Raw genomic sequence first — 12,622 nt, 5'->3', positions numbered from 1 at the left:
GCCACCGAAGAGCTGCTATGAAATCGTGGTCAGGCACACTAGGAGAGCGCATGCCGACCATCGAGATCACGGCCCAGAACTTCGAACAGACCGTCACGAGCAACGACATGGTACTCCTCGAATTCTGGGCCGAGTGGTGCGCGCCGTGTCGCTCCTTCGAGCCGGTCTACGAGGCCGCGGCCGAGAAGCATCCGAACGTCATCTTCGGCAGGGTGGACGCCGACGCGCAACACGAGCTGGTCCAGGCCTTCGGCATCCGGGCCATTCCGACGCTGATGATTTTCCGCCAGCAGATCCAGGTCTTCAACGAGCGCGGTGTGCTCCCCGCCCCGGCGCTCGACGACGTGATCCAGAAGATCCAGGGGCTGGACATGGACCAGGTGCGCAAGGACGTCGAGGCGCAGGAAGAGGCGCACGGCGGGTGTCATCAGTGCACGTGCGGTCACGAGCATTAGTACGGACTGGGACGCCATCGTGGTGGCCGGCTGCCGCGTCCGGCCCGACGGTCGCCCCTCCGTAGCCCTGGCCCTCCGCACCGAGCTGGCGGCGCGCCTCCTGCGCGAGGGGCACGCGGCGCGGCTCCTCTTCACCGGGGGTCCGGCGCCACGAACTCCGGCCGAGGCGGTGGTAGCCGCCGCGTACGCGCGCGCTCTCGGCGTCCCCGAGGGCGCGATCCTCGTCGAGCCCACCTCACGCACGACCGAGGAGAACGCCCGCCACGCGGCGCACCTCCTCGGCGGCGGCAGGGTGATCGTGGTGACCGACGGCTACCACGCCTTCCGCACGCGCCGGATCTTCCGGCGGCACTTCGCGGCCGTATGGCTCGTGCCGAGCACCTCGCCACCGCTTCTTCGCGCGAAGGGGATCGTTCGCGAGGTCGTGGCGCTCGCGCACTACGCTCTCGTGCGAGGGCGGGCGCGACTAGGCTAGGTCTGGCTCGTTACCGCGGCGGTCGAATCCGGATCGCGTTGAACGGTGCCGGCTTGTTCTGCGCGGGGCGCGCGCCGCCTCCGCCCGGGCCACCTCGCTGCGGGTTCCCGCCCCCCGGGCCCGGACGCCCGGAGCTGCGGCTCCCCGACGCGGGCCGTTCCGCCCCCTCTCGACGCGGCGGCGGTTCCCGCCCCGTGGCGGGCCGCGCCTCGGTGGGGCTCTGGGTCTGCTTGATCGACAGGCCGATGCGCCGCCGCTCCTTGTCCACCTTCACCACCTTGACCTGCACGCGGTCCCCGACCTTCACCACCTCCGACGGCTCCTTCACGAAGCGGTGCGAGAGCTCCGAGACGTGCACCAGCCCGTCCTGGTGCACGCCCACGTCCACGAAGGCGCCGAACTTCGTCACGTTGGTGACCACGCCCTGGAGCACCATCCCCTCCTGCAGGTGCTCGAACTCGGTCACGTCCTCGCGGAAGCCGACCGCCTCGAACTGCGCCCGCGGGTCACGGCCGGGCTTCTCCAGCTCGGCGAGGATGTCGCGCAGCGTGGGCTCGCCCCGTCGCTCGTCGATGTAGTTCCGGATCGGGATGCGGCTCACCAGCGAGGGCTGCCCCACGAGCTCGGCCACGCTCACCCCCAGGTCCTGCGCCATGCGCTCCACCACGTCGTAGCTCTCGGGGTGCACGCCGCTGCCGTCGAGCGGGTTCCCTCCCGCGCGGATGCGCAGGAAGCCGGCGGCCTGTTCGAAGGCCTTGGGGCCGAGGCGCGGGACCTTGAGCAGCTCGCGGCGCGACCGGAAGGCGCCGTGCTCCGAGCGGTGGCGAATGATGTTCTCGGCCACCGTCTCGCCGATCCCCGCCACGTAGGAGAGGAGCTTCACCGAGGCGGTGTTCACCTCCACCCCCACGGCGTTGACGCACGACTCGACGACCCCGTCGAGCGAGCGCTTGAGCGCGGGCTGGCTCACGTCGTGCTGGTACTGGCCGACGCCGATCGACTTGGGGTCGATCTTCACCAGCTCGGCCAGCGGGTCCTGCAGTCGACGCCCGATCGACACCGCCCCGCGCACCGTCACGTCGTGGTCCGGTAGCTCCTGCCGCGCGATCTCCGAGGCCGAGTAGACCGACGCGCCGCTCTCGTTGACGGAGATCACCGCGCACCCCTCGGGGAGCTGCCCCTCGCGGAGCATGGCGCGCGCCACGCCCTCCGTCTCGCGTCCGGCGGTGCCGTTGCCGATGGCCAGCGCCACCGCGCCGTGCTTCGCCGCGAGCGCGGCCAGCTTGGCCCGGGCCTCGGCCTCTTTCTTGTGCGGCTCGTGCGGGTAGATCACCGTCTCCTCGAGGAGCTTGCCCGTCGCGTCGAGCGCCACCACCTTGCAGCCGGTGCGAAACCCCGGGTCCACGGCGATCACCGGTCGCAGGCCGAACGGCGCGGCCAGGAGCAGGTGCCGCAGGTTCTCGGCGAAGACCTTGATCGCCTCGAGGTCCGCGCGCTCCTTGAGGAGCGCATTCACGTCGGCGGCGATGGAGGGGCGGAGGAGCCGGTCGTAGCTGTCCACGAGCGCCTGCTGCAGGTCGAAGCGCAGGGCGGCGTCGGGGTTCTTCACCACGCGCGATTGCACCTCGGCCAGCGCCGCGTCCCGGTCGGTCTCGAGCTCGAGCCTGAGCGCCCCCTCTTTCTCGCCGCGACGGAGCGCGAGGATGCGGTGCGACGGAAGCGCGGCCACGGCCTCGTCGAACTCGAAGTAGTCGGAGAACTTCGAGGGGTCCATGGGGGGGCCACTCGGCCCGGCCTCGGCCTTCTTCCCTTTTGGCGCCTCGGCGCGGCGCGAGACGATCTTGCCCGAACGCTGGAGCTGCTCGCGGAGCGCGGCGCGGACCTCGGCCTCGTCGGCGATGCGTTCGGCCACGATGTCCCGCGCCCCCTGGAAGGCGGCCTCCCGGTCGAGGACCCCCTTCTCCGCATCGACGAAGGCGAGCCCGAGCTCGTCGCGAGAGCGCTCGAGCGTGCTCGCCTGGCCCCAGATGAGGTCGGCCAGCGGCTCGAGCCCGCGCTCGCGCGCGATGGTGGCCCGCGTGCGGCGCTTGGGCTTGAACGGGAGGTAGAGGTCCTCGAGCTCGGTCTTGCTGCGCGTGGCGTGGAGCTTCGCCGCGAGCTCGTCGGTGAGCAGGTCCCGCTCGGTGAGCGAGCTCAGGATGGCCTGGCGCCGCTCCTCGAGCTCCGTGAGGTACTCGAAGCGATCCTTGATCGCCCCGAGCTGCACCTCGTCGAGCCCGCCGGTGACCTCCTTGCGGTAGCGGGCCATGAAGGGAATCGTGGCCCCCTCGCGGACGAGCTCGAGGGTGCGCGCGACCGAGGAGACGGGCAGGAGCAGCTCCTCGGCGATGATCTGGGGCAGCAGGTCGATGAAGCTTGGCATGGGCGGCATGGTACGGAGAGCGGGCGGCGGGTTCAACCGGGCGCGTCGTGACCGTCGGAAAGGGGCGTTTCCACGGGGGCCCCGGCGCAAAATCGGAGGGCCGTCCGCGGACCGTCGGGTGCCAAGTGGCGGAGATGGCTCGGGAGCGCGAGGCGAAGAGGGGGTCCGACGCGCGGGGCACGCCGCTTGCCTCGGGATCCGGGCGGCCCTGGGCGAGACACCCTCGGGGCCGCACGCACCGAAGGAGACCTCCATGACGTTCGCTCGCCCCACTTCGCTTCTCACCGGACTCGGCGTGCTCGCCACGCTGGTGCTCGCCGGAAGCGCCGACGACGCCGCCTGCCCGCTCGTGAAGCCGGCGGACCAGCTCTGCAAGGGGAGCGGTGGCACCTGGATGGACGGCGCGTGTCCGCCGAGCTGCTGGCCCGCGGCCTGCGGGCAGCCGGTGGACAAGATCTGCGCGGCGGTCTGCGGCAAGGAGCCCGTCTGTCGCTGCCCGGCGAGCGCCCCGTACTGGGACGACGCGAAGGGGTGCCTCTCGGCCAGCCAGTGCCCGCCCACCTGCGCGTCGATCGGCGGAACCTGCGTGCAGTACACCTGCACCTTCGGCCCCTGCGCGCTCACCTGCCCGAGCGGCACCGAGAAGAACACGGGGGCCGGCACCTGCCCCGTCTACTACGAGGGGTGCTGCACGCCGACGAAGTAGCGGGCTCGGCGCGTACGGCGACCCACCGCGCACGACGTTTCTTAGGGGGTGCGCGTCGGCGCGTCGGGGTCGTGCTTCTGCTCCTTCATCGCCGCGAAGTAGGCCAGCAGCGCGTCCAGGTCGGCCTCGCTGAGCTGCGCCTGCGCCGGCATCGTCCCGTAGCGGAAGAGGAGCGGGTTCTTGATGTACTGGCGGATCTGCGCCGCGGGGCGGTACTCGACGATGCTCTGCGGGACGTTCAGATCGGGCCCGAGTCGTCCCCCCTCGCGGTTCATGGCGTGGCAGCGCAGGCAATCGCGGGTGAAGAGCGCGTGGCCGCGCGCGACCGCCGAACCGGGCTTCGCACCGGCGGGGACGGTGTGCCGGTAGAGCTCGGCGTGGCTCGCCAGGTCGAAGGAGACGAGCTGCCAGACCCACGGATACCGATGGGTGTCGCGCTGCGAGGGGCGGCTCCAGATGAGGTAGAACGGCCCCGGGGTCGCGCGGCGCGGACCGACGGGTTCCCAGCCCGGCTGGTCCAGATCCTCGACGGCGAGCATGGCCCCGCCTTCCGCGCGCACCGCCGCGGGCAGGCTCGCGGTGTAGCCGTCGCTGGCCCGCAGCTCGAGATCGCGACGGGCGAGGGAGGCCGTGGGGGTGGCGAAGCCGAAGGCGAGGAGCGGCTCGAGCGGCAGCGCGCGGTAGCGTTTCCTCCGGCGGTACTCCGGGCTCTGCAAGGTCACGCTCTCGGCGGGAGCCAGGCGATGGAGCTCGGCGAGCGTCAGGCGCCGCACGAGGCGTCCGCCCTGGAGGAATTCGAGAGCCGCTCCGGGATCGGAGCCGGGGTTCGCGGAGCCGGGGCTCGTGGAGCGGGCGTCGGAGGGAGCGCTCGCGGGCTGGCCGGAGCAGGCGCACGCCAGGAGCGCGAACAGAACGAGGAGGTGGCGCGGTCGTGATCGCATCGGCAGCTCCGACGGTGAGCAGCGTGGGGAGCCGGGAAAGTAGCACGGCGAGGGGCCGAGACTCCTGTGGTAGGCTCCCCGCTTCTACCCGGAGGGAAGAACGATGATGCGACGCGCGTGGATGCCACTGCTCTTGATCGGGCTTTTCGGCTGCAAGAAGGAAGGACCGGCGGGCGCCGAGGGCGAGGCGCCGAAGACGGGCGAGCCGGCCGCGAAGGCAGAGGCGCCGGCCGCGAAGGCTGGCACGCCGGAGGCGCAAGCGGCGGCGGCGATGGCGGCGGCCGCGAAGGCAGCGGCAGCAGCAGCCGGTGCAGCCGGTGACAAAGAGGACGAAGGCGGCGGAGGCAAGCCGACCAACCCGGCCGAGGCGCTGGCCAAGCTGGGGAGCGCGCTGGCCCAGGGGGCCGGCGGGGCGAAGCCGCTCGGTGAGGTGGTGAACTGGCGGGCGCTGGCCGCGCTCGTTCCGGCCAAGCTTGGGGGCCAGGAGGCCCAGGGGGAGACCGAGGGCTCCACCGCGGGGATGGGGCAGATGAAGGTCTCGAAGGCCCGGCGCCGCTACGGCAAGGGGGAGACGCACCTGACGCTGGAGATCGTGGACACCTCGCTCGTGCCGATGCTGCGTGCGGGCTTCGCGCTGGCCGCGCAGATGAACGAGGATTCCTCCTCGGGAACCAAGAAGGGCGTCACGATCGACGGCTCGCCGGGGATGGCCGAGTGGCACGCGAGCGACAAGCGCGGCAAGCTGGCCGTGCTCATCGGAGGGCGCTTCCTGGTCGAGGTCACGCAGCAGCCCATCGCGAGCGCGGATGCGCTGGTGGCGCTGGCCAAGGAAGTGGACCTGAAGAAGCTCGCCGGGCTGAAGGCGGAGGCGAAGTAGGGGAGGAGCGCGGGAGGGCTTTGGCCAGAGCTACTACTGGTTGAAGGAGTAGGGGAACAGGTTCTTTTCCTTCTTCTCGCTCAGCTTCTGGTCGGCCCACCACTGCACCAGCTGGTCCACCGCGCCGCGCGCGCCGTACCAGATGGACGCCACGCCCTTACCGAAGTTCACGCCCTCGCGGATCCAGTTCGTATCGAGCGCGCGGCCGACCACGGGCAGCCCGCCGAAGAGCTCCTTGGCGTCGGTCATGCCCACGCGAATGGCGAGCGGGGTGATCGCCATGCGGCCGAGCGTCTGCACGCGCTCCACGCCGGAGAGCGGCTTGTCCCTGGCCGTGCCGGAGAGGGCCATCTCGACGCCGAAGACGGCCATCGGGACCGCCAGCTTGGGGTCGCCGCCCTGGCCGCTGTAGGCGATGGCGCCCGCTGCGACGCCCGCACCCGAGGCGATGAGCAGGGCGCGACGCGCGAACGGGTTCACGTTGTGCCAGGCGGTCTCGATCGGGGCCCAGGCCTTGTTGAAGCGCTCGGCCACGCGCGCCCGCAAGCCGGGCTTCCCTTCGGCGGCCCAGGCGGGGGCCGCGGCCGAAAGGACGAGAGCGCAAAGAGCGGACAGGACGACGGTGCGACGCATGATGGCTTCCTCCTCGCGAGCGGGTCGCGACGTTGTGGACCTTGTGACCTACGTGCAAACGGCAATGTGCAACCTGCAGGCCAGATCGCGCCGCGGGTCGGAGGTGCAAGTAACGCGAGACATTCCCGCAAGATCCGCGCTCGCCGGCCCCGCGAGCGGACTTCGCGCGAGGTGGCGAGATCGTTCGCCCTGGCTGAAGGGGCTTTGCCCAACGAGTGTAGGAGGATAGGTGCTGGGCCTTGGGGGACGAGCGGTGCGGGGAGGCCGCTGCGGCGGGCGAGAGGCCGTCGATCAGTTGTCGATGCCGCGGGCCTTCTCTTCGCGCTTGCGCAGGTTGTGGTCCAGGATGCGCTTGCGGATGCGGATCGACTTCGGCGTGATCTCCACGAGCTCGTCGTCGGCGATGACCTCGATCGACTCCTCGAGGCTCAGGCGCAGAGGGGGCGTGAGAAAGAGCTTCTCGTCGGCGCCCGCGGAGCGGATGTTGGTCAGCTTCTTGGACTTGCCGGGGTTGACCACGAGGTCGTTCGCGCGACTGTGCAGCCCGATCACCTGCCCGGCGTAGACGCGCTCCCCGGGGCCCACGAGCAGCCGTCCGCGCTCCTGCAGGCCGTGCAGCCCATAGGTCACGGTGTCGGTGTTCTCCTGCACGATCATCGCGCCGTTCTCGCGGCGTCGGATGGCGCCGGCGATCGGCGCGTAGCGCGCGAAGGCGTGGTAGAGGATTCCCTCGCCGCGCGTGTCGGTGAGGAACTCGCTCCGGTAGCCGATGAGGCCGCGGCTCGGGATCTCGAGCCGCAGGGTGGAGATGCCGTTGCCGTCCACCTCGTGCGAGAGCAGCACCCCGGCCCGCTTCGCGAGCTTCTCGATCACCACCCCCGAGGACTCCTGGGGCACGTTGATGGTCACCTCTTCCCACGGTTCCTGCCCGTCGCGCAGCACGACCTGCGGCTGCCCGACGGAGAGCTCGTAGCCCTCGCGGCGCATGTTCTCGATCAGCACCGAGAGGTGGAGCGTGCCGCGGCCGAGGATGCGCCAGTAGTCGCGCCCCTCGGTCTCCTGCATCTGCAAGCCCACGTTGTGCTCGAGCTCCTTGCGCAGCCGCTCGAGGACGTGCCGGCTCGTCACGTACTGCCCCTCCTGCCCGGCGAAGGGGGAGGTGTTGATGCCGAACTGCATGGCGATGGTCGGCTCGTCCACCGGCGGCGGGGGCAAGGGGGCCGGCCGCTCCTCCTCGCAGATCGTCTCGCCCACCGTGACGCGGTCCACGCCGGCGAGGGCCACGACCTCCCCGGCAACCGCCTCGTCCCGCTCCACGCGCTCGAGTCCGAGAAAGCCCATCAGGCGGGTGACCTTGAAGGAGTCCATGCTGCCGTCGCGGCGGCAGCACACGGCGCGCAGCCCGCGTCGGATGCGGCCCTGCATCACGCGACCGATGGCGATCCGCCCGAGGTAGTCCGAGTAGTCGAGCGTCGCCACCTGGAGCTGCAGAGGCGCGTTCACGTCCCCCTGCCCCTCGGGGACGTGCTTCACGATGGCCTCGAAGAGCGGGTTCATGTCCGTCCCCGGCGATTCCGTATGCGAGGCCCACCCGGCGCGCGCCGAGGCGTAGACCACCGGGAAGTCGAGCTGCTGGTCCGTCGCGCCGAGCGCCGAGAAGAGGTCGAAGACCTCGTTGTGCACCCAGTCGGGGCGCGCCTCGGGGCGGTCCATCTTGTTGATCACCACCACCGGCCGGAAGCCCTGCTCGAGCGCTTTCCGGAGCACGTAGCGGGTCTGCGGCATGGGCCCCTCCACCGCGCAGACCACCAGCAGCACCGAGTCCACCATGCGCAAGATGCGCTCCACCTCGCCGCCGAAGTCCTGGTGTCCCGGCGTGTCCACCACCTGGATGATCTGGTCCTGCCACTTGATGGCCGTGCACTTGGCGAGGATCGTGATCCCGCGCTCCCGCTCCTGCGGGTTCGAGTCCATCACGCAGACGGTCTGCGGGCCGCGTTCCTTGAGCGTGCCCGACTGCCGAAGGAGGTGGTCGAGGAGACTGGTCTTGCCGTGGTCCACGTGGGCCACGATGGCGACACTGCGTAGGGCGGTCATGGTGCGATGCTGGTCCTGCTCGGGGGCTTCGCGACGGCCCGTGATGGTCCCGGGGGTCGCGAGTGTGGGTGGCTATCTCAGTTCGGGTTGCTTCGGCGTTTGGTCCGCGACGGGGATTTCCCGAACGCGGTGTCCCAGTTCTTGCGGTAGGCCGCGGTCGCGACGCGCGGCGGCCCCGAGCGTGCCGCGTCGGTGGCCTGGGCGTCGGAGAACTGCACGTCCACGTCCCACAGCGCCGGGCTCTCTGCGCGCGGCTTGAGTCGCACGAGCTCGGCCCCGTTGAGCGGCTTCCCGTCGCTGGTCGGGCGGAGCTCGGTCAGGTCGAGGCGCCCCGGGCGCGACCGGAGGGCGCGCATCCCCTGTCCATCTTCGGTCGGGCCCTGCACGAGGACCACGTCGTGGTCCTTCGTCTCCTTCGCCTTGGGCTCCTGGTCGGCGGCCATGGTGCCTATAGTATGACCGCTGGGGCGGCCATCTGACCATGCCGTGGTGACCTGGACTGCGGTATCGCCGCCGGACATCTCGTTTTCCTTCGTCGGCGGAGGGGAGCTTCCCCTCCAGCGGGCGTGACCCATAGCACGGCCCGACCGCGCAAGCTAGCCCGGACCGGTGGTACCGGTCGGGGAGTGAAGCCGGCCTTCGCGGCTGCTATGGTGGCGCCGATGCCGACCCGAACCTCCATTGCCGCGGTCCTTTTCCTCATCGTTGGGCTCTTCGCCGCTCCTCGGAGCCTCCGCGCCGGCCCGTATCCTTCCGCGGTGCGCTGCACCGGACTCGTCCTCCGGCCGGGGGCCCCCGCCTACCGGCCCGGCGAGGTGGTCGAGGTGGTGGCGCGCGGCGCCGCGGGAGGGAGTGCACCGACGGAGATCCGCCTCTACTACGCCTCGCGTGGGGCGGACCTCACGCAGACGGCGAGCTGGACCCAGGTCTCCGGAGTCTTCGATGCGGGCAAGGCCGAGCTGAAGGCCGCGCTGACCGTGCCGAGCCAGCCGGGAGAGTACGTGCTCGTGGCCAACGTCGTGGGGTCCGCGGGGGAGACCTGCAGCGGTAACCCAGGCTATGCCTGCTGTCCGGGGGGGATCACGGTGGCGCCGAGCATCCCGACCAGCCTCGGCAAGCCCTGCGTCGGCTGCCAGCGGGTCTTCGTCGTCGCGCCGCCTCCGCAAGCGCCCGTGAGCTGCACGAGCGTGACGCTCGCCCCGCAGAAGGACGTCTACGGCCCCGGAGACACGCTCAAGGTCACGGTGGTGGGCGCGGCCAGCGACGGCGCGGTGGCGGGCATCCAGGTCTTCGTGGCCAAGGCGGACGGCGACCTGCGCGCCGCCGGGGTCTGGCAGGAGCTTTCGGGCGGAACCTTCGACGCGGGCCGGAGGGAGTGGAGCGTCACGCTCGACGTCGAGAAGGACCTCTTGAAGCTCGCCGACCCGGCGATCCCGGGGAGCGTGATGGGCGGGGCGGAGCTCGTGCTGTCGGCGAACGTGCGCTCTTCTTCGGGGAAGATCTGCTCGAGCAATCCCGCCTACGCGGTGGCCGAGTGCCCGTCGGGGATCGCGATGGGGGGCGGGATCGGCCTGACGCAGAAGGTCCCCTGCAACGGATGCCCGCGGCGCCTCGTGGTGGACCCGCTGCTCGGCAAGAGCGGCGCGTACGACGCGAAGCGGTTCTGGAACCTCGGGGCCGGGCACTTCTGGCACTACCGCGGGTCGAACGCCTACTTCAACCCGCCGGTGCCCTTCGAGGCGCGCGTGGAGGTCGAGGCGCCGACGCTGGTCTGCGGGATCCCGACCTTGCCGCTCCGCTACCTGAAGAGCCACCGCGCGGGCTACTGGGGGCCGGAGAAGCCGGGCGACCCCTTTCAAGGCGTGCGCAACCTGCGCTTCTTCAGCACCGGCTTTCTGCCGAACGGCCGCTGGAGCGAGAACTACCTCGGCACCGTCGGACACAAGACCTACCGGACGGACTTCCTCGGCGGCGCGGGGACGGCCTGGTACAAGCTCGGGAGCTATTACGGGGGGGCCGACCCCGACCAGCGGAGCTGGGATCACCTCTTCTACTCGGCGCCGTTCCAGCACCACTACTTCCCGCCGTACCTGCTCTCCTCGGGGCCGGGCGAGGCGGGGTGGCTCTTTCAGCGCGAGGACACGCTCTTCGGGCGAGGGCACACGGAGAGCGAGTACTGCAAGGAGGGCTACGGCGCGCCGCTCGAGACGCTGCGCGGGACGCACGGCTGGCGGGTGGAGCACGCCGTGGTCGCGCGGGACTACGCGAGCGCGGGGCTCGGCCGCGTCAACGCGCTGCGGGTGAAGTACGTCGAATACGGCGCTCCCTACTGCAAGGGCTGGGTGCTGCGCGAGGACTACTACTTCGCGCAGGACGTGGGGCTCGTGGAGGTGGCGGTGAAGACCTTCGACGGGGCGAAGGGCGAGTGCACGGACGCCGACCTGAACGCCGTGAGCATGGCGCTGCCCAAGCTGAGCATGCAGGCGGCAGGCTACTACGCCGGCGGGGCCATGAACGTGACGCCGGCCCAGGCCACGGTGCGTCCGACGGAGACGGTGCGCCTCGCGCTCCCCGGCCGCTACGTCGGCCTCATCGAGCGCGAGGTCGTGACGACCTTTCGCGACGGTCGCACCACCACGGTGGTCGAGACCTGGCCCGGAGTCTGGGTCGCCGCCGGCGAGGTGAGCTACGTGGTGCCGAAGGATCCGTCGATCGCCACCGTCCGGCTTCGCCTTCGCGCTCCGGTGCCGCTCACTCCGTCGAGCTTCGAGCAGGTGATGGCCGAGACCGTGGCCCCGTGGAGCAGCGCCGTGACGCTCACCGTGACGACCGGGACCGGCCCGGATGGTGGGCCGCCGCGGGACCTCGGCGGTGCGGGGGACGGAGGAGGCCTCGTGGACCTGGCCTCGCACGGGGATGGGTCTTCGCGCGACGGTTCGAGCGGTAAGGAGCTCGGGATTCCTCCCGGCACCGACGGTGCGGGCTCCGGAGACGGGCAGGGGAGCGCCGCGTCGGGCGGGTGCTGTGCGGTGGCGGGGGACGGGCACGCGGCGGGTAGCGCGCTCCTCGTGCTCGCGCTCGGGCTCGGGCACCTCGTCTCGCGCTGGCGTCGCACTCGGGTCGGGCACCTCGTCTCGCGCCGGGCTCTCAGCGCCTCCACGCCGCGAAGGTGACCTCCTCGCGGTCGTGATAGAGCTGGCGCGCGCGCACGGTGCGGAAGCCCTCGCCCAGCATGCCGCGCAGGCGCTCGACGAAGCCGAGCTTCTTGCGCATGGGGAGCTTCAGGTTCGCGACCAGCGCGTCGGTCCAGCCGCGGCGCCCCCACTTGGCGAGCAGGCTCGCGACCTCGAGCGGACGCCAGGCCAGGTCGCAGAAGAGCCAGCCCACCGGCTCCTCGGGCTCGTGGTGGAAGGCGTTGCCGTGGATGACGCGCAGGTTGCGGTGCCGCGCGAGGGCAGGGTCCATCTGCCCGAGGTCCACCGCCACCACGTGCGCGCCTCGCTCGAGGAGCACGGCGGTCCAGCCGCCGGGGGCGGCGCCGAGGTCCACGACCCGCTCGCCGGGCTCCGGCCCCTGACCGATCCAGTCGAAGGCCTCGACCAGCTTGCGCGCGGCCCGCGAGGGGGCGTGCTTCGGGGCGCGGCTTCGCGCGCGGCCTCCCGCCGCGGTCGTCGGCAGCTCGTGCGCGGCGACGAGCCCGCAGAGCGCGCGCGTGGGAGCGGTGAGGCAGACCTGCACCGTCAGACCCTCGTTCCGCTGGAGGGCCGAGCGGCGTTCCCGGAGCAGGGGGACGAGCGCCGGTTCTGTCGCGCAGAGCGCCGCGCGGAGCTCGCTCTCGAGCGACTCGGCCCGCGAGGCGAGCGGGTTCAGCGCGTCGGCGTCCGGAACCCAGGCCTGAACGACCCACGGCTCGGGGGTGCGGCGCAGGCGCTCGGCGAGCGGCCCGGCGAGGCAACAGGCGAGCGGCCCGGCCTCCGCGCCGAGCTCGGCGAGCACGGGAAAACCGGTGCGCGCGA

At 71.5% G+C, this 12,622-nt stretch carries 11 protein-coding genes; 5 read left to right on the top strand and 6 right to left on the bottom strand.

What is annotated here, in order from left to right; genetic code table 11:
* The first annotated feature begins 50 nt into the window (after positions 1–50).
* Positions 51–455 (top strand): thioredoxin family protein, encoded by a 405-nt coding sequence (locus tag IT371_10765; protein MCC6748132.1) that lies wholly within the window; start codon positions 51–53, stop codon positions 453–455.
* A 19-nt stretch (positions 456–474) separates the two neighbouring features.
* Complete coding sequence (locus IT371_10760; protein ID MCC6748131.1) at positions 475–930, top strand: YdcF family protein; 456 nt, start codon at positions 475–477, stop codon at positions 928–930.
* A gap of 10 nt (positions 931–940) precedes the next feature.
* Here the strand turns inward: IT371_10760 and IT371_10755 are convergent, their stop codons facing one another.
* Positions 941–3,352: an RNA-binding transcriptional accessory protein gene (locus IT371_10755; GenBank protein MCC6748130.1), complete on the bottom strand. Its 2,412-nt coding sequence runs from the start codon at positions 3,350–3,352 to the stop codon at positions 941–943.
* A gap of 253 nt (positions 3,353–3,605) precedes the next feature.
* Between IT371_10755 and IT371_10750 the strand changes: the two genes are divergently transcribed.
* The gene (locus tag IT371_10750) at positions 3,606–4,058 is read left to right on the top strand and encodes a hypothetical protein (GenBank protein MCC6748129.1); all 453 of its coding nucleotides are present in this window, start codon (positions 3,606–3,608) and stop codon (positions 4,056–4,058) included.
* Between the two features lie 41 nt (positions 4,059–4,099).
* On the opposite strand, the gene IT371_10745 is transcribed toward IT371_10750, so the two are convergent.
* Positions 4,100–4,999, bottom strand: a complete 900-nt coding sequence (locus IT371_10745) for a cytochrome c (GenBank protein MCC6748128.1) — start codon at positions 4,997–4,999, stop codon at positions 4,100–4,102.
* A gap of 103 nt (positions 5,000–5,102) precedes the next feature.
* Here IT371_10745 and IT371_10740 point away from each other — a divergent pair, with 103 nt between their 5' ends.
* Positions 5,103–5,876, top strand: a complete 774-nt coding sequence (locus IT371_10740) for a hypothetical protein (GenBank protein MCC6748127.1) — start codon at positions 5,103–5,105, stop codon at positions 5,874–5,876.
* A gap of 33 nt (positions 5,877–5,909) precedes the next feature.
* On the opposite strand, the gene IT371_10735 is transcribed toward IT371_10740, so the two are convergent.
* The 3 genes from IT371_10735 to IT371_10725 form a co-directional block, all read right to left on the bottom strand.
* Positions 5,910–6,509, bottom strand: a complete 600-nt coding sequence (locus IT371_10735) for a hypothetical protein (protein ID MCC6748126.1) — start codon at positions 6,507–6,509, stop codon at positions 5,910–5,912.
* Between the two features lie 291 nt (positions 6,510–6,800).
* Positions 6,801–8,606, bottom strand: a complete 1,806-nt coding sequence (typA, locus tag IT371_10730; GenBank protein ID MCC6748125.1) for a translational GTPase TypA — start codon at positions 8,604–8,606, stop codon at positions 6,801–6,803.
* 77 nt (positions 8,607–8,683) lie between these two features.
* A complete protein-coding gene (locus tag IT371_10725) occupies positions 8,684–9,049 on the bottom strand; it encodes a hypothetical protein (GenBank protein MCC6748124.1) in 366 nt (121 codons plus the stop codon).
* A 219-nt stretch (positions 9,050–9,268) separates the two neighbouring features.
* On the opposite strand from IT371_10725, the gene IT371_10720 reads away from it, so the two are divergent.
* The gene (locus IT371_10720; protein ID MCC6748123.1) at positions 9,269–11,779 is read left to right on the top strand and encodes a hypothetical protein; all 2,511 of its coding nucleotides are present in this window, start codon (positions 9,269–9,271) and stop codon (positions 11,777–11,779) included.
* Here IT371_10720 and IT371_10715 read toward each other — a convergent pair.
* Complete coding sequence (locus tag IT371_10715) at positions 11,754–12,392, bottom strand: hypothetical protein (protein MCC6748122.1); 639 nt, start codon at positions 12,390–12,392, stop codon at positions 11,754–11,756. The genes IT371_10720 and IT371_10715 overlap by 26 nt on opposite strands.
* Positions 12,393–12,622 lie beyond the last annotated feature (230 nt).

The sequence above is a fragment of the Deltaproteobacteria bacterium genome (assembly GCA_020848905.1).
Taxonomy (GTDB): domain Bacteria; phylum Myxococcota_A; class Polyangia.
Note: the sequence above shows the minus strand (reverse complement) of the source record. Positions and strands in the feature narration are given on the sequence as shown.

Coding starts and splice junctions, on each gene's coding strand:
- IT371_10720 (MCC6748123.1), top strand. CDS start 9,269: ATGCCGACCCGAACCTCCATTGCCGCGGTCCTTTTCCTCATCGTTGGG.
- IT371_10725 (MCC6748124.1), bottom strand. CDS start 9,049: ATGGCCGCCGACCAGGAGCCCAAGGCGAAGGAGACGAAGGACCACGAC.
- IT371_10755 (MCC6748130.1), bottom strand. CDS start 3,352: ATGCCAAGCTTCATCGACCTGCTGCCCCAGATCATCGCCGAGGAGCTG.
- IT371_10745 (MCC6748128.1), bottom strand. CDS start 4,999: ATGCGATCACGACCGCGCCACCTCCTCGTTCTGTTCGCGCTCCTGGCG.
- IT371_10765 (MCC6748132.1), top strand. CDS start 51: ATGCCGACCATCGAGATCACGGCCCAGAACTTCGAACAGACCGTCACG.
- IT371_10740 (MCC6748127.1), top strand. CDS start 5,103: ATGATGCGACGCGCGTGGATGCCACTGCTCTTGATCGGGCTTTTCGGC.
- IT371_10735 (MCC6748126.1), bottom strand. CDS start 6,509: ATGCGTCGCACCGTCGTCCTGTCCGCTCTTTGCGCTCTCGTCCTTTCG.
- typA (MCC6748125.1), bottom strand. CDS start 8,606: ATGACCGCCCTACGCAGTGTCGCCATCGTGGCCCACGTGGACCACGGC.
- IT371_10750 (MCC6748129.1), top strand. CDS start 3,606: ATGACGTTCGCTCGCCCCACTTCGCTTCTCACCGGACTCGGCGTGCTC.